11 protein-coding genes are annotated in these 15,732 nt (G+C 65.6%); 1 reads left to right on the forward strand and 10 read right to left on the reverse strand.

The window, feature by feature from the left end; translation table 11 throughout:
• The 5 genes from ACP7AS_RS10320 to ACP7AS_RS10340 all read right to left on the reverse strand — a co-directional run.
• The coding region (locus ACP7AS_RS10320; protein ID WP_426028911.1) for a GTP-binding protein at positions 1-119 on the reverse strand (119 nt) is incomplete at its 3' end.
• Positions 120-209: 90 nt separating this feature from the next.
• Positions 210-2,291 carry an elongation factor G gene (fusA, locus tag ACP7AS_RS10325; RefSeq protein ID WP_426028798.1) on the reverse strand — a complete coding sequence of 694 codons (2,082 nt, stop codon included), beginning with the start codon at positions 2,289-2,291 and terminating at the stop codon, positions 210-212.
• Between the two features lie 168 nt (positions 2,292-2,459).
• Positions 2,460-2,933, reverse strand: a complete 474-nt coding sequence (gene rpsG / locus ACP7AS_RS10330; RefSeq protein ID WP_056615544.1) for a 30S ribosomal protein S7 — start codon at positions 2,931-2,933, stop codon at positions 2,460-2,462.
• Between the two features lie 80 nt (positions 2,934-3,013).
• Entirely contained in the window at positions 3,014-3,385 is a 372-nt protein-coding gene (gene rpsL / locus ACP7AS_RS10335) for a 30S ribosomal protein S12 (RefSeq protein WP_055832311.1), read from the reverse strand.
• A 272-nt stretch (positions 3,386-3,657) separates the two neighbouring features.
• Entirely contained in the window at positions 3,658-4,242 is a 585-nt protein-coding gene (locus tag ACP7AS_RS10340) for a hypothetical protein (RefSeq protein WP_426028799.1), read from the reverse strand.
• Positions 4,243-4,366: 124 nt separating this feature from the next.
• On the opposite strand from ACP7AS_RS10340, the gene ACP7AS_RS10345 reads away from it, so the two are divergent.
• Entirely contained in the window at positions 4,367-5,164 is a 798-nt protein-coding gene (locus ACP7AS_RS10345; RefSeq protein ID WP_426028800.1) for a hypothetical protein, read from the forward strand.
• A 9-nt stretch (positions 5,165-5,173) separates the two neighbouring features.
• Here ACP7AS_RS10345 and ACP7AS_RS10350 read toward each other — a convergent pair whose 3' ends face one another.
• The 5 genes from ACP7AS_RS10350 to ACP7AS_RS10370 form a co-directional block, all read right to left on the reverse strand.
• Complete coding sequence (locus tag ACP7AS_RS10350) at positions 5,174-5,335, reverse strand: hypothetical protein (RefSeq protein WP_426028801.1); 162 nt, start codon at positions 5,333-5,335, stop codon at positions 5,174-5,176.
• Entirely contained in the window at positions 5,332-5,523 is a 192-nt protein-coding gene (locus ACP7AS_RS10355) for a hypothetical protein (RefSeq protein ID WP_426028802.1), read from the reverse strand. Before ACP7AS_RS10355 ends, ACP7AS_RS10350 begins: the two co-directional genes overlap by 4 nt.
• A 118-nt stretch (positions 5,524-5,641) precedes the next feature.
• Positions 5,642-9,838 (reverse strand): DNA-directed RNA polymerase subunit beta', encoded by a 4,197-nt coding sequence (gene rpoC / locus ACP7AS_RS10360; RefSeq protein ID WP_426028803.1) that lies wholly within the window; start codon positions 9,836-9,838, stop codon positions 5,642-5,644.
• A 97-nt stretch (positions 9,839-9,935) separates the two neighbouring features.
• Complete coding sequence (gene rpoB, locus ACP7AS_RS10365) at positions 9,936-14,054, reverse strand: DNA-directed RNA polymerase subunit beta (protein ID WP_426028804.1); 4,119 nt, start codon at positions 14,052-14,054, stop codon at positions 9,936-9,938.
• A gap of 294 nt (positions 14,055-14,348) precedes the next feature.
• A complete protein-coding gene (locus tag ACP7AS_RS10370; RefSeq protein ID WP_426028805.1) occupies positions 14,349-15,674 on the reverse strand; it encodes an acyl-CoA thioester hydrolase/BAAT C-terminal domain-containing protein in 1,326 nt (441 codons plus the stop codon).
• Positions 15,675-15,732 lie beyond the last annotated feature (58 nt).

Genomic DNA, 15,732 nt, shown 5'->3' on the forward strand with positions numbered 1-15,732 from the left:
CTCGCCTTGGCCAGCGCCATCGTGATCGCCGCCGTCAGCGTCGTCTTGCCGTGGTCAACGTGACCAATCGTGCCGATGTTGCAGTGAGGCTTGTTACGTTCGAACTTTTCCTTGGCCATTCTCTTCTCTCCGTCCCCTGAACAGGGGGCTTATCCTTGGGTTTTCAGGGGCCCCGGCGAGCCGAAGGCCCGCCGTAAGCTAGGTTGTGGTTAGGCGGAATACTTCTTGATCACTTCGTCGGCGACGTGTTGCGGCACCGGCTCATAGTGGTCGTACTGCATGGTGAAGGCGGCGCGGCCCTGCGACATGCCGCGAAGCGTGTTCACATAGCCGAACATGTTGGCCAGCGGCACGAAGGCGTTCACGATAGTGGCGTTGCCGCGCATGTCCTGACCCTGGATCATGCCGCGACGGCCGTTGAGGTCGCCGATGACCGAACCGAGATAGTCCTCGGGGGTCACGACCTCGACCGCCATGATCGGCTCGAGCAGCTTGGGCGCGCCCTTTTCCTTCAGTTCGCGGAAGGCGGCGCGGGCCGCGATTTCGAACGCCAGCACGCTGGAGTCGACGTCGTGGTATTTGCCGTCCGTCAGGGTCGCCTTGAAGTCGATCAGCGGGAAGCCGGCCAGCAGGCCGCCGTCCTTGATGGAGTTGAGGCCCTTTTCCACGCCCGGGATGTATTCCTTGGGCACGGCACCGCCGACGATCGAGTTCTCGAACACGAAGCCCGAGCCCGGCTCGCCGGGTTCGAAGGTCAGCATGACGCGGGCGAACTGGCCCGTACCGCCGGTCTGCTTCTTGTGCGTGTAGTCGATGTCGACCTTGCGGCCGAGCGATTCACGGTACGCCACCTGCGGCTGACCGATCGTGGCGTCGACCTTGTAGGTGCGGCGCAGGATATCGATCTTGATGTCGAGGTGCAGCTCGCCCATCCCCTTGAGGATGGTCTGGCCCGACTCGTGGTCGGTCGAGACGGTGAACGAGGGATCTTCCGAGGCCAGCTTGGCCAGGGCGACGCCCAGCTTCTCCTGGTCGGCCTTGGTCTTGGGCTCGACCGAGATCTCGATGACCGGCGCCGGGAATTCCATCTTCTCGAGGATGACCGGCGACTTCAGGGGATCGCACAGGGTGTCGCCGGTGCGGGTGTCCTTCAGGCCAGCCAGGGCGACGATGTCGCCGGCATAGGCTTCCTTGATGTCCTGACGGTCATTGGAGTGCATCAGCAGCATGCGGCCGACGCGCTCTTTACGATCGCGGCTCGAGTTCAGCAGGCCCATGCCGGTTTCCATCTTGCCGGAATAGATGCGGCAGAAGGTCAGCGAGCCGACGAACGGGTCGTCCATGATCTTGAACGCCAGAACCGACAGGGGCTCGTCGTCCGAAGCGCGGCGGACGATCGGCTCTTCCGTCTTGAAGTCGATGCCCGGGGTGGGCGGAATGTCCACCGGTGCCGGCAGGTAGTCGACCACGGCGTCCAGCAGCGTCTGCACGCCCTTGTTCTTGAAGGCAGAGCCGCACAGGATCGGATAGAAGGCGCCGGTCAGCACGGCCTTGCGGATGCACTTCTTCAGCACTTCCAGCGAGGGCTCCTCGCCGTCCAGATAGGCCTGCATGGCCTCGTCATCCAGTTCGACGGCGTTGTCGATCAGGTACTGGCGGGCCTCGACGGCCTTGGCCATCAGCTCTTCCGGAATCGGGCCGACGGTGAAGTTGGCACCCAGGGCGTCGTTGTCCCAGACCACGGCGTTCATGGCGACGATGTCGACCAGGCCCGACAGGGTGTTTTCCGAACCGATCGGGAACTGGATCGGCACGGCCTTGGCACCCAGGCGATCGCGGATCGACTGCACCGAGGCGTCGAAGTCGGCACCGATCTTGTCCATCTTGTTGACGAAGACGATCCGCGGCACGCGGTATTTGTCGGCCTGGCGCCAGACAGTCTCGGTCTGCGGCTCAACGCCGGCGTTGCCGTCCAGCACCGTCACGGCACCGTCGAGCACGCGCAGCGAACGCTCGACTTCAATGGTGAAGTCCACGTGGCCGGGGGTGTCGATGATGTTGAGGCGCTTGCCTTTCCAGTAGGCGGTCGTCGCGGCGGACGTGATCGTGATGCCGCGCTCCTGCTCCTGGTCCATCCAGTCCATGGTCGCAGCGCCGTCGTGGACTTCGCCGATCTTGTGGTTCTTGCCGGTGTAATAAAGAATCCGCTCGGTCGTCGTCGTCTTGCCCGCATCGATGTGGGCCATGATGCCGAAGTTGCGGTAGTCCTCGATCTTGTTTTCGCGGGCCATGGTGAGCGTGCCTTGAAGTGTTTTCGGGCGCGGGGGGCGCCCTCGGGGAGAAGTCGATCTGTGCGGATAAGCGGGCGCGGGCGATTTAGCTCAAACCGCCCGCGCCGGATAGTCTCTAGATAGGAACCGCCGCCCTTCTCGGGAAGAATGGCGGCCCCTTGAAGGCGTTTACCAGCGGTAGTGGCTGAAAGCGCGGTTGGCCTCGGCCATCTTGTGCGTGTCTTCGCGCTTCTTGACCGCGGTGCCGCGGTTGTTCGAGGCGTCCAGCAGCTCGGCGGCCAGCTTTTCCGTCATGGTGTTCTCACCACGCTTGCGCGCGGCGTTCACCAGCCAGCGGATCGCCAGGGCGCGGCGACGATCGGGGCGAACCTCGACCGGCACCTGATAGGTGGCACCGCCGACGCGACGCGAGCGGACCTCGACCGACGGCTGGACGTTTTCCAGGGCGGTGTGGAAGGTCTGGACCGGCTCGAAATCCTTCTTCTTGTCGGCCAGGATTTCGAAGGCACCGTAGACGATGTTCTCGGCGACGGCCTTCTTGCCCTCGTACATGACGTAATTCATGAACTTGGTGACGGTCAGATCCTTGTATTTGGGATCCGGCAGAACTTCGCGCTTCTGGGCGCGGTGACGACGGGACATGGGCTTGACCTTCTAATTCGGTGTCGGACGGCCGGCCCAGACCCCAGGGGAATGGACCGGCGAATGGAATGGAGGGTCGCTTACTTCGGACGCTTGGCACCGTAGTGCGAACGGCGCTGCTTGCGGTCCTTGACGCCTTGCGTGTCGAGCACGCCGCGCAGGATGTGGTAGCGAACGCCGGGCAAATCCTTGACGCGGCCGCCGCGGATCAGGACCACCGAGTGCTCCTGCAAATTGTGGCCTTCGCCGGGGATGTAGCACACGGCTTCGATGCCCGTGGTCAGACGGACCTTGGCGACCTTACGCAGAGCCGAGTTGGGCTTCTTCGGGGTCGTCGTATAGACGCGGGTGCAGACGCCGCGGCGCTGGGGGCAGCCCTTCAGGGCGGGCACCTTGTTGCGCACCGGCTTGGGTTGGCGCGGCTTGCGGATCAGCTGGTTGATAGTCGGCATGGAGTCTCGGTTCTCTTCAATCGATGGAGGCGTGTGCCTTTCGGCCGGAGCGCCTCGGTGAGCCTTCTTTTCGGACGACACTGACGCGCCGTCCCGGGTTTGATTTCGAGCCGGCAATGTGACCGCCAAACGAAAAAACCGGAACGCGCGCTTCGGGCGTTCCGGCGGGCACAGCCCGTCCGCTCAATTGTCACAATCCCGGAACCCGGAGAACCGGGAGCCTCGAAAGTGGGGGGCTTCTACGCGCGGGGGGGCGTTTGGTCAAGCCCGGCTCAAGGCGCGGGCGTCTCCGGAGCCCAGCAGGTCGCGTCCGTCATCGCCTCATAGTAGCTGCGATTGAAACAGGACGACAGGGCGGCCAGATTTCGCCCGTTGACCGCGTCGCCCTGATTGGGGGAAGCCCTCAACCGTTCCAGATTGGCATCCAGCAGCGGCCTGTCCTTCACGAGGAAGGCGTACAGCCCCTGGACATAGCTGTTCCAGTCCAGCGGGATTTCCTGACCGGTCCGCTGGTCCGAGCGTCGCGCGCTCGCGGCGGCTTGGGCGGCGGCGACCTCGTCCCCGCCATAGGCGAGGTACCGCGCCAGATGCAACTGGGTGATGGCCTGCTCGCGGACGCCCAACAGCGGGCCACGGGCGAGGTATGCCCGACTCACATCCGCCGCACTCAGAAAACAGCCCCGCCCCGCCAGCCACATCGGCCCGCCGGGCGTCTGGTGCGAGAACTCGTAGTCCTGCCATGGGCGGACCATCTGCGCCTCGACATCGACGGCGCAAACCACGGGATCGACCGTCGCGGGCTTTTCGATCGCCTGGGACGGCAACGCCACCGTGAACGCAATAATCGCAATGAGCATGCAGGCCTCCAACTTCAGGTTGGGGCAACATTATGAAAGAGGTCAAGCGCGTGGCCCCATTACCGCCACGCTCGCCCCGTCCCCTGCGCGCATGGCGGGTGGGCATGGCATTCTGGGACCGGGGTTGGCGTGGACCGCGCGCGCCGAACACTGGCGCAAGCCTGCCATCGTCGCGGCCTCCCTGCTGCTGCACGCCGGCGTGCTGGCCTTCCTCGGCCTGCGGACCATGGGCTTGGAGTCGGGCATGATCCCCGACCGGAACCCCACCATCTATGTGCAGCTCGAGCCCCGGCCCCTGCTGGCCGACGAGACACCGCGCCGACCCGTGACCGCCCGGCAGCTGGAAGCGCCGCCCCTGGCCCGCGCCCTGACCACACCGGTCCTCCGTGACGAGGAGGATGAGGACGACCGGCCGGCCCCGCCCTCCCCTCGCCTGGCCGCCGCGGCACCGGGTGCCCCACCGGCCGCGGCCCCGGGCGCATGGACCGTGCGCCCCCGCACCCTCGGCGACCGAATCGGCCAGGGCTTGCGGACCAGTACCGTCGGCTGTGCCGCTGCCGCCGTTCTGAGCCCGGCAGAACGTGCGATCTGCGATGAACGGTTCGGTCGCCGTGCCGCCGCCACCGCGCCGATCGCGGGCACGGGCAATCCGGAACGCGACGCCCGCTTCGCTCGCGAAGGCGCGCAACGGCTCGCGGAGTACGAAGCCCTTCGCCGCCCCCTCGCCGGCGGCATCGGCATCGTCGGCCCGCAGGACGGACCCGGCTCGAACTTCGGCATCGGCGTCGCCGGTGCCCATCTGGACCAGACCCTGCGTCCTGACTCGACCCAGAACATCCGCACCCGACGCGACGGGCAGCGCAGTAGCGGCACGCCCCTCACGCCCGGCGGCAGCTTCACCCGCGACCCGCCCCGGGAATGAACAGACTGCTCAGTGTTCGGTGCAGAAAGCGTCGTGATGGGCCGCGCCCAACTGCAACATATGGCTGTTCAGCCCGACATACCCGGCCGCGATCCACAGGCTCGCGGCGATGAACCAGGCCGCACCGCGGCGGCGGGCGCGCGGCGTCTTCGCGGCCCACCCGGGCCTCAACGTCCCGTCCTCGCGACGCCCTGACCCGCGTGGTCCGCACAGGTGGCGTCGTGCAGAACGGCGCCGACATCGACCATGGCGTTCGCGGCCGAAGCTCCGGTCCAGACCACCAGACTGACAGCCAGGGCGCGCACAACCACCCTGTTCTCCCGGTCGGCCAGCCGGTCCCTGATGGTTTGCAGCGTCATGGATCGCCCTCCAGACCGGAAAGCGTGTCAGCCGTCATCGAAGTCGTCAACTCACGATAGCAAAAAGGGCGGCACCGTTTCCGGTGCCGCCCCCTTCATTTCAGTCCGGGACTGAGGCTCAGCCTTCGCTGCTCTCCAGCTCCAGCGCCAGATCGGCCGGAAGCGGCTCGATGGCCTCTTCCCGCTGCGATGTCAGTTCGGCGTCGCGTTCGTTGGCGATCTTCTGCAGGGCGCGGAGGTAGGCGCCCGTACCGGCCGGAATCAGGCGACCGACGATGACGTTCTCCTTCAGGCCTTCCAGCGTATCGATCTTGCCGTTGACCGAGGCGTCGGTGAGGACGCGGGTGGTCTCCTGGAAGGACGCCGCCGAGATGAAGCTGCGGGTTTGCAGCGACGCCTTGGTGATGCCCAGCAGGACCGGCTGGGTGGTGGCGATCCGGCCGCCACGCTTCTCGACCTTCAGGTTCTCAAGAACGGCTTCCGCCACTTCCACCGTGTCGCCACGGATCAGGGTGGTTTCGCCCGAGTCCAGGATCTCGACCTTCTGCAGCATCTGGCGAACGATCACCTCGATGTGCTTGTCGTTGATCGGCACGCCTTGCAGGCGATAGACCTCCTGCACTTCGTTCACCAGGTATTCGGCCAGGGCCTCGACGCCCTGGATGCGCAGCAGGTCGTGCGGATCCGGGTTGCCGTCGATGATGTAGTCGCCCTTGGTGATCAGATCGCCGTCGTGGACGGAGATGTGTTTGCCCTTGGGGATCAGGAATTCGACCGGTTCGCCCTGGTTGCCGTCGGCGTCCAGTTCCGGCGTGATCTTGATGCGACGCTTGTTCTTGTAGTCGCGTCCGAATTCCACGCGGCCGTCCATTTCGGCGATGACCGCGCAGTCCTTGGGTCGACGGGCTTCGAACAGCTCGGCCACCCGCGGCAGACCGCCGGTGATGTCGCGCGTCTTGGCACCCTCGGTCGGGACGCGGGCGATGATCTCGCCCGGCTTGACCACGTCGCCGTTGTTCACGGACAGAACCGCGCCCACCGGCAGCAGGTAACGGGCGTCCGAGCCCGAGGCCAGCTTGGCGTAGGCATCACCCGAGGTGACGCCCATGGCGGGACGCAGGTCGGCCCCGCGCGGGCTGGCACGCCAGTCGCTGACGACGCGCTGGGCAATGCCCGTCGCTTCGTCGGTTTCCTCGCGGACCGACAGACCTTCGACCAGGTCCTCGAACCGGATCGCGCCGCCGACTTCCGTCAGGATCGGAGAGGTGTAGGGATCCCACTCGGCCAGGCGCTGGCTGCGCTTGACGTCCGAACCCTCGATGACGCGCAGGCGCGCACCGTAAGGGATCTTGTGGCTCTCGCGATCCTTGCCGTCGACCACGATGGTGACGACGACGTTGCGGCTCATGGCCACCAGATCGCCGTGCGCCGCCTTGACGGTGGGGCCGGTGATCCGGGCGATGCCGGGGTTGGTCGCCTCGTAGAACGAGGTTTCCGCCACCTGGGCCGTGCCGCCGATGTGGAAGGTCCGCATCGTCAGCTGGGTGCCGGGTTCGCCGATCGACTGGGCGGCGATAACGCCCACCGCTTCGCCGATGTTGACGTTCGTGCCGCGCGCCAGGTCACGCCCGTAGCAGAAGGCGCAGATACCGGCCTCGGCTTCGCAGGTCAGGGCCGAGCGGACCTTGACCGACTGGACGCCGGCATTGTCGATGACCTCGACTTCCTCCTCTTGCAGATAGGTGTCCGCCTTGAACAGGACGGTTTCGCCGCCCGGCTCCTTGATGTCCTCGGCCGCGTAACGGCCCAGGACGCGTTGACCCAGCGAGACCAGCACGTCGCCGCCTTCGACCACGGCGCGCAGGGTGATGCCCCGCGTGGAGCCGCAATCGTCCTCGGTGACGATCGAGTCCTGCGCCACGTCGACCAGACGACGCGTCAGATAGCCGGAGTTGGCGGTCTTCAGCGCGGTGTCGGCCAGACCCTTACGGGCCCCGTGGGTCGAGTTGAAGTATTCAAGAACGGTCAGGCCTTCCTTGAAGTTCGAGATGATCGGCGTCTCGATGATCTCGCCCGACGGCTTGGCCATCAGGCCTCGCATGCCGCCCAGTTGCTTCATCTGTGCCTGCGAACCACGGGCACCCGAGTTGGCCATCATGAACACCGAGTTGATGTCCGGTGCCTGGCCCTTGGCCAGGACGCGCGGCTGGGCGATCTCGCCCATCATCGCATCGGCGATCTTGTCCGTGGCCTTGGCCCAGGCGTCGACGACCTTGTTGTACTTCTCGCCCTTGGTGATCAGGCCGTCGGCGTATTGTTGCTCGTACTCCTCGACCTGGGTCCGGGTGGCGGCGACCAGCGTGGCCTTGGCGGCCGGGATGACGATGTCATCCTTGCCGAAGGAAATGCCCGCCTTGGCCGCCTCGCGGAAGCCCAGCTGCATCATCTGGTCGGCGAAGATGACCGTCGCCTTCTGACCACAGTGGCGATAGACCTGATCGATCAGGTTGCCGATTTCCTTCTTGGTCAGGTTCTTCTCAAGCAGGCGGTAGCCGATGTTCGCATTGTGCGGCAGCAGCGCGCCCAGCTTCATCCGGCCCGGGGTCGTATCGATGACCTTGGTGATGACTTCGCCGGCGGCGTTCATCTCGGTCCAGCGCGCCTTGATCTTGGTGTGCAGCGAGACGACCGAAGCGTCGAGTGCGGCGTCGATCTCGCCCATGTTGGCAAACAGCTTGCCTTCGCCCTTCTCGCCTTCCTTGACCAGCGACAGATAGTACAGGCCCAGGACGATGTCCTGCGACGGCACGATGATCGGCTTGCCGTTGGCGGGCGACAGGATGTTGTTCGTCGACATCATCAGGACGCGCGCTTCCAGCTGGGCCTCGAGGCTCAGCGGGACGTGGACGGCCATCTGGTCGCCGTCGAAGTCGGCGTTGAAGGCGGTACAGACCAGCGGGTGCAGGCGGATGGCCTTGCCCTCGATCAGCTTGGGCTCGAACGCCTGGATGCCCAGACGGTGCAGCGTCGGCGCGCGGTTCAGCAGGACCGGGTGCTCGCGGATGACCTCGTCGAGGATATCCCAAACCTGGGGCTGTTCGCGCTCGACCATGCGCTTGGATTGTTTGACGGTGCCAGACAGGCCCTTGGCGTCAAGGCGCGCATAGATGAACGGCTTGAACAGCTCGAGCGCCATCTTCTTGGGCAGGCCGCACTCGTGCAGCTTCAGCTCGGGACCCACGGTGATGACCGAACGGCCCGAATAGTCGACGCGCTTGCCCAGAAGGTTCTGGCGGAAGCGGCCCTGCTTGCCCTTCAGCATGTCGGCCAGCGACTTCAGCGGTCGCTTGTTGGCCCCCGTGATGACGCGGCCGCGACGGCCGTTGTCGAACAGGGCGTCGACCGATTCCTGCAGCATCCGCTTTTCGTTGCGGATGATGATGTCGGGCGCACGCAGCTCGATCAGACGCTTCAGGCGGTTGTTGCGGTTGATGACCCGGCGATACAGGTCATTCAGGTCGGACGTGGCGAAACGGCCGCCGTCCAGCGGAACCAGCGGGCGCAGTTCCGGCGGAATGACCGGAACGACCGTCAGGATCATCCACTCGGGCTTGTTGCCGCTCTCGAGGAAGGCCTCGATCAGCTTCAGGCGCTTGGAGGCCTTCTTGGCCTTCATTTCCGAGGGGCTGTCGGCCAGTTCGCCGCGGTGCTTTTCAGCCTCGGCGTGCAGGTCGATACCGATCAGCAGGTTGCGCACGGCCTCGGCACCGATCTCGGCGGTGAAGCCGTCATCGCCGAACTCGTCCTGGTAGCGGTAGAATTCGTCTTCCGTCAGCAGCTGGTTCTGCTTCAGCGGGGTCAGGCCCGGCTCGGTGACGATGTAGTTTTCGAAGTAGAGCACGCGCTCCACGTCCTTCAGCGCCATGTCCAGCATCAGCGAGATGCGCGACGGCAGCGACTTCAGGAACCAGATGTGGGCGACCGGGGACGCCAGTTCGATGTGGCCCATCCGCTCGCGCCGCACGCGGGCCAGGGTGACCTCAACGCCGCATTTCTCGCAGATAATGCCCTTGTACTTCATGCGCTTGTACTTGCCGCACAGGCATTCGTAGTCCTTGGTCGGGCCAAAGATACGGGCGCAGAACAGGCCGTCACGCTCAGGCTTGAACGTCCGGTAGTTTATCGTCTCGGGTTTTTTGATCTCGCCGAACGACCACGACCGGATCTTCTCCGGGCTGGCGAGGGCGATCTTGATCTGGTCAAAGGTCGGAGTGACCGGGACCGCGTTGAAGATGTTCAGGACTTCCTGGTTCATCTTGATTCCTTCTGCGGGGTGACCCGCCAAATTTCATTGAGGGAGAAAGCGAAAGACCGTCCCTCCCCGCTTTCACAGGGAGGGATCATCCGGTCGGTCAGCTGTTCTCCAGCTCCACGTTCAGACCCAGCGAGCGCATTTCCTTGACGAGCACGTTGAAGCTCTCGGGAATGCCCGCCTCGAAGCTGTCGTCGCCACGGACGATGGCCTCGTAGACCTTGGTCCGGCCGGCCACGTCGTCGGACTTCACCGTCAACATTTCCTGCAGGGTGTAGGCCGCGCCGTAGGCTTCCAGCGCCCAGACCTCCATCTCGCCGAAGCGCTGTCCGCCGAACTGCGCCTTGCCGCCCAGCGGCTGCTGGGTGACGAGCGAGTACGGACCGATGGAACGGGCGTGGATCTTGTCATCGACCAGGTGGTGCAGCTTCAGCATGTAGATGTAGCCGACCGTGACCGGACGCTTGAACTGCTCGCCGGTCTGACCGTCATAGACGATCGACTGGCCGGTGCGGTCCAGACCCGCCTTCTCCAGCAGCTCCTCGATGTCCTCGATGTGCGCGCCGTCGAACACCGGGGTGGCGAACGGAACACCCTTGGACAGGTTGCGGGCCAGCTCGACCAGGTCCTCTTCCGATTCCGGAAGCGGCGTGTCGGGGCCATAGATGCTGGTCAGGTGGTCGACCAGCGCCTGCTTCTGTCCGCCCTGCTGCCAGGCTTCCAGCAGACCCTGGATCTGCTTGCCAAGACCGGCGGCGGCCCAACCCAGGTGGGTTTCGAAGATCTGGCCGATGTTCATGCGCGACGGCACGCCCAGCGGGTTCAGAACGACGTCGACCGAGGTCCCGTCGGCCAGGTGAGGCATGTCCTCGATCGGCAGGATCTTGGAGATGACGCCCTTGTTGCCGTGACGGCCGGCCATCTTGTCGCCGGGCTGAAGCTTGCGCTTCACGGCCACGAAGACCTTGACCATCTTCATCACGCCGGGGGGCAGTTCGTCGCCGCGTTGCAGCTTCTCGACCTTGTCCTCGAAGCGGCGGTCGAGCGCCTTGCGGGCATCCTCGAACTGCTTCTTCATGGCTTCCAGCTCGCCCATCGCCTTCTCGTCGTCGAGGGCGATCTGCCACCACAGGCCGCGCGACAGCTCGCCCAGCTTGGCTTCGGTGACTTCACCACGGCCCAGGCCCTTCGGACCCGAGGTCGCGGTCTTGCCGAGCAGCAGCGGGTGCAGACGGCCGTAGACGTTGCGCTCGAGGATCTTCAGCTCGTCGTCGCGGTCCTTGCCCAGGCGCTCGATTTCCGAACGCTCGATGGCGATGGCGCGTTCGTCCTTGTCGACGCCGTGACGGTTGAAGACGCGCACGTCGACCACCGTGCCGGCGACGCCGGGCGGCAGGCGCAGGCTGGTGTCGCGGACGTCCGAAGCCTTCTCGCCGAAGATGGCGCGCAGCAGCTTCTCTTCCGGCGTCATCGGGCTTTCGCCCTTCGGCGTGACCTTGCCGCACAGGATGTCGCCCGGCTGGACCTCGGCACCGATCGCCACAATGCCCGCCTCGTCGAGGTTGCGCAGGGCTTCCTCGCCGACGTTGGGGATGTCGCGGGTGATTTCTTCCGGCCCCAGCTTGGTGTCGCGGGCCATCACCTCGAACTCGTCGATGTGGATCGAGGTGAAGACGTCGTCGCGCACGATGCGCTCCGAGATCAGGATCGAGTCCTCGAAGTTGTAGCCGTTCCACGGCATGAAGGCGACGAGCGCGTTGCGGCCCAGGGCCAGTTCGCCCAGGTCCGTCGAGGGACCGTCGGCGATGACGTCGCCGATCTTCACTTCATCGCCCACACGCACGATCGGGCGCTGGTTGATGCAGGTCGACTGGTTCGACCGCTGGAACTTGGACAGGCGGTAGATGTCGACGCCCGAACGGCCGGCGTCCAGTTCGTTGGTGGCGCGCACGACGATGCGGGTCCCGTCGATCTGTTCGACGACGCCGTCACGACGGGCGACCACGACGGCGCCCGAGTCCACGGCCACGACCGCTTCCATGCCGGTGCCGACCAGCGGTGCGTCGGATTGCACCAGCGGCACGGCCTGACGCTGCATGTTCGCGCCCATCAAGGCCCGGTTGGCGTCATCGTTTTCCAGGAAGGGGATCAGGGCGGCGGCGACCGAAACGACCTGTTTCGGCGACACGTCCATCATGTCCACGTCGGCGCGGATCAGCAGTTGCGAGTCGCCGTTGATGCGGCCCGGAACCAGCTCCTCGACGATCATGCCGTCCTTCAGCTCGATGTTGGCTTGGGCGATCGTGTATTTCGCCTCTTCCATCGCCGAGATGTAGACGACCTCGTCCGTGGCCTTGCCGTCCTTCACGCGACGGTACGGGCTCTCGATGAAGCCGTATTTGTTCACCCGGGCGTGGGTGGCCAGCGAGTTGATCAGGCCGATGTTCGGGCCTTCCGGCGTTTCGATCGGGCAGATGCGGCCATAGTGGGTCGGGTGCACATCGCGGACTTCGAAGCCGGCGCGCTCACGCGTCAGACCGCCCGGGCCAAGCGCCGAAAGGCGACGCTTGTGGGTGATCTCGGACAGCGGGTTGGTCTGGTCCATGAACTGCGACAGCTGCGACGAACCGAAGAACTCGCGCACAGCCGCGGCGGCCGGCTTGGCGTTGATCAGGTCGTGCGGCATCACCGTGTCGATATCGACCGAGGACATGCGCTCCTTGATGGCGCGCTCCATCCGCAGCAGGCCGACGCGGTACTGGTTCTCCAGCAGCTCACCGACCGAACGGACCCGGCGGTTGCCCAGGTTGTCGATGTCGTCGATCTCGCCCGAGCCGTCCTTCAGCCCGACGAGGATCTGCAGCACGCGCAGGACGTCGTCCTTGCGCAGCACGCGGATTTCGTCCGACACGTCCGGGGTTTCCAGACGCATGTTCATCTTGACCCGGCCGACGGCCGACAGGTCGTAGCGCTCGCTGTCGAAGAACAGCGAGTTGAACATGGCTTCGGCGGCCTCTGGGGTCGGCGGCTCGCCCGGGCGCATCACGCGATAGACGTCAAACAGCGCGTCCTCGCGGCCGGTGTTCTTGTCGATGCGCAGGGTGTTGCGCATGTAGGCACCGACCGTGACGTGGTCGATGTCCAGCACGTCGATGGTGGTGAAGCCGAAGCTTTCCAGCAGTTCGATCGTCGGCGCGTCCAGCTCGTCGCCGGCCTCGGCATAGATCTCGCCGGTCTCGTAGTTGACCGCGTCGGCGGCCAGGTAGCGGGTCAGCAGGGCGTCGGCGGCCAGCGACAGCGACGTGGTCGTGTCGCCCAGCTTCTTGGCCTGGCGGGCGCTGATCTTGGTCCCGGCGGCGGCGATCACTTCACCGGTGTCGGCATCGACCAGATCGAACTCGGGCTTCACGCCCTTCCAGCGCTCGGCCTTGTAGGGCGTGACCCAGCCTTCGCCGCGCTTCTCATAGGGCACGGTCTCGTAGAAGGTCTTCAGGATCTCTTCGCCGTCCATGCCCAGACCCATCAGGAAGGTCGAGGCCGGCAGTTTGCGGCGGCGGTCGATGCGGACGTAGACGATGTCCTTGGCGTCGAACTCGAAGTCCAGCCACGAACCGCGGTACGGGATCACGCGGGCCGCGAACAGCAGCTTGCCCGAGCTGTGCGTCTTGCCCTTGTCGTGGTCGAAGAAGACGCCCGGCGAACGGTGCATCTGCGAGACGATGACCCGCTCGGTGCCGTTGACGACGAAGGTGCCCTTGTCGGTCATGAGCGGGATGTCGCCCATGTAGACGTCCTGCTCCTTGATGTCCTTGACCGAGCGCGCGCCGGTCTCTTCATCCGCCTCGAACACGATCAGGCGCAGCTTGACCTTCAGCGGCGCGGCATAGGTCATGTCGCGCTGGATGCATTCCTCGACGTCGTACTTGGGGTCCTCGAACTCGTACGAGACGTATTCCAGGATGGCGCGTTCGTTGAAGTCCTTGATCGGGAACACCGACTTGAAGACCGCCTCGATGCCCTGGTCCTTGCGCGGTCCGCTGCGCACTTCGCGCTGCAGGAACTGCTCATAGGACGCGCGCTGAACCTCGATCAGGTTCGGCATCTGTACCGCCTCGGGGATCCGGCCGAACGAGTGGCGGATGCGCTTCTTGCCGGTAAAGGTGGTGGCGTGGGCGAACTGGCCGTGGGCGACGGCGACTTCGGCTTTGGACTTGGCCATTCTATATTCCCAATGCGGCCGTCCCGAGAAAACTGGGGCAGCTCGCGTCAAATGCAGCAGCAGCCGCGGCGGCGCACGGATGCGCTGTCGCGGCTTCAGGTTTCTCGGCGTCCACCCTCAATCCCTTGCGGAATCAGGACGCCAGCAATGTGAAGCTCCCTTGGGGAGGAGCACGCCTTCGCTCGGTCGGAGGGCGACGGACCGGGCCTCGGCGCTTTCGCGCGCATACGGGGGGATGTCTGCGGGACCGGCACATATACTCGCTTTGCCGGCGAAATAAAGGCCTGCGCCTCTCTATCTTTCATCCAGCCGCAGCGTCCGTTGCAGAAAGGCCAGAACCCGGGGCCAGGCGTCGGCCTGCGCCATCGCATTGGCCTCCGCCGAGCCGCCGCCCCGGGCCACCTCACCCACCGTCGGGGCCCAGCCGTCGCCACCCACGTCGTGCCCCGCCTCCGGATAGACCAGCAGGGTGGTTTCGCGCCCCGCCGCCGCCCGGCTCGCCGCCACATTGCGGGCCATCTGGCCCGATCGCCATTCCCGGTCAGCGTCGCCCGCTACCAGCATCACCGGCCCCGAATAGTCCTCGACCCGGATGCGGGCCGCGGCTTCACGGTCAGGGTGGGCGGCGCGGCCGTCATCGTGAATCTTCAGCAGATCGGCCTTACCCGGTCCGGCCAGCAGCCCTTCCACGAATCCGGCATAGGGCATGAAGGGAAGGGCCCGGCCCTGGTACGAGAATGACGAACGCGTCCCCTCGGCCTCGACCGTCTCCAGCCCCCACCCCTCCCAGACCAAGTCCGACGGGGCGAAGGCGACGACCGCGGCGATCCAGTCGTATTTGCTGGCCGCGATCAGCGCGAACTCGGCCCCCTTGGAGCCGCCGAACAAGGCAATTCGGTCAGCATCGACGTCCGGCCGAGTTCTTAGCCAGTCGCGCAGCTCGGCAATCTGGTCGATGCGGAGGTCGATGAAACTGCCGGGCAGGCCGGGGATTTCCTTGGGCGGGCCATATTCGCCCCAGTCCGCCGAGTAATAGGGCAGCCCGACCACCGCAGAGCCGAGCGAGGCCAGTTTTCGGCCGAAGCGGTCGCTGGCCCCCGTTCCGCCGTCCGCGCCGTGCAGCACCACGATCACGGGTCGCGGGGTGCCGCCCGGCAGACGGTACAGTTGCGCCGCGGGAAAGCCGGGAACATCCTCCGCTTCGACCCCCGCCAGGGCACCGATCAGTCGGGTCGCACCTGTGGCGACGACCTGCCCATCAACCGAGGCCGTCAGTCGGACCTCGCCGGACCGCCAGTCGGCCGGTGCCGGTGTCGGGGTGGGGATCATCGACCAGAACAGCCCGGCGGCGTCCACGCCTTCGTAGGCCCCGCCGGTCGTCGGACGGGTCGTGAGATCGATCTGCCCCTGATCATCGGCCGTAAACGCGGCGCTGGACCGCCAGACCATGGGTTCCGGACGCCCGAAGCGGCGCTCGGCGCTGATCTCGACGGCTTGGCGGGGAGCCAAACCGGTCAGGCGCACGGCGAGGGGTTGTCCCTGCAATACCTCTCCACCCGGCGTGATCTCGAAAGTCTGGGCCGTCGCCGCGCTGGCCGCCAGAACAGTGATCAAAGTCACGGCGCCCGCAAGGGACCGAAGTGTGCGTCGTCCAGCCGTCATGGCTCATATCCCGTCT

It is taken from the genome of Brevundimonas sp. TWP2-3-4b2, from assembly GCF_049897345.1.
Classification (GTDB): Bacteria; Pseudomonadota; Alphaproteobacteria; order Caulobacterales; family Caulobacteraceae; genus Brevundimonas.

Bases quoted from the DNA above. Each gene is read 5' to 3' on its own strand.
- ACP7AS_RS10355 (WP_426028802.1), bottom strand. From the start codon at position 5,523: ATGACGCTGCAAACCATCAGGGACCGGCTGGCCGACCGGGAGAACAGG.
- rpoB (WP_426028804.1), bottom strand. From the start codon at position 14,054: ATGGCCAAGTCCAAAGCCGAAGTCGCCGTCGCCCACGGCCAGTTCGCC.
- fusA (WP_426028798.1), bottom strand. From the start codon at position 2,291: ATGGCCCGCGAAAACAAGATCGAGGACTACCGCAACTTCGGCATCATG.
- rpoC (WP_426028803.1), bottom strand. From the start codon at position 9,838: ATGAACCAGGAAGTCCTGAACATCTTCAACGCGGTCCCGGTCACTCCG.
- rpsG (WP_056615544.1), bottom strand. From the start codon at position 2,933: ATGTCCCGTCGTCACCGCGCCCAGAAGCGCGAAGTTCTGCCGGATCCC.
- rpsL (WP_055832311.1), bottom strand. From the start codon at position 3,385: ATGCCGACTATCAACCAGCTGATCCGCAAGCCGCGCCAACCCAAGCCG.
- ACP7AS_RS10340 (WP_426028799.1), bottom strand. From the start codon at position 4,242: ATGCTCATTGCGATTATTGCGTTCACGGTGGCGTTGCCGTCCCAGGCG.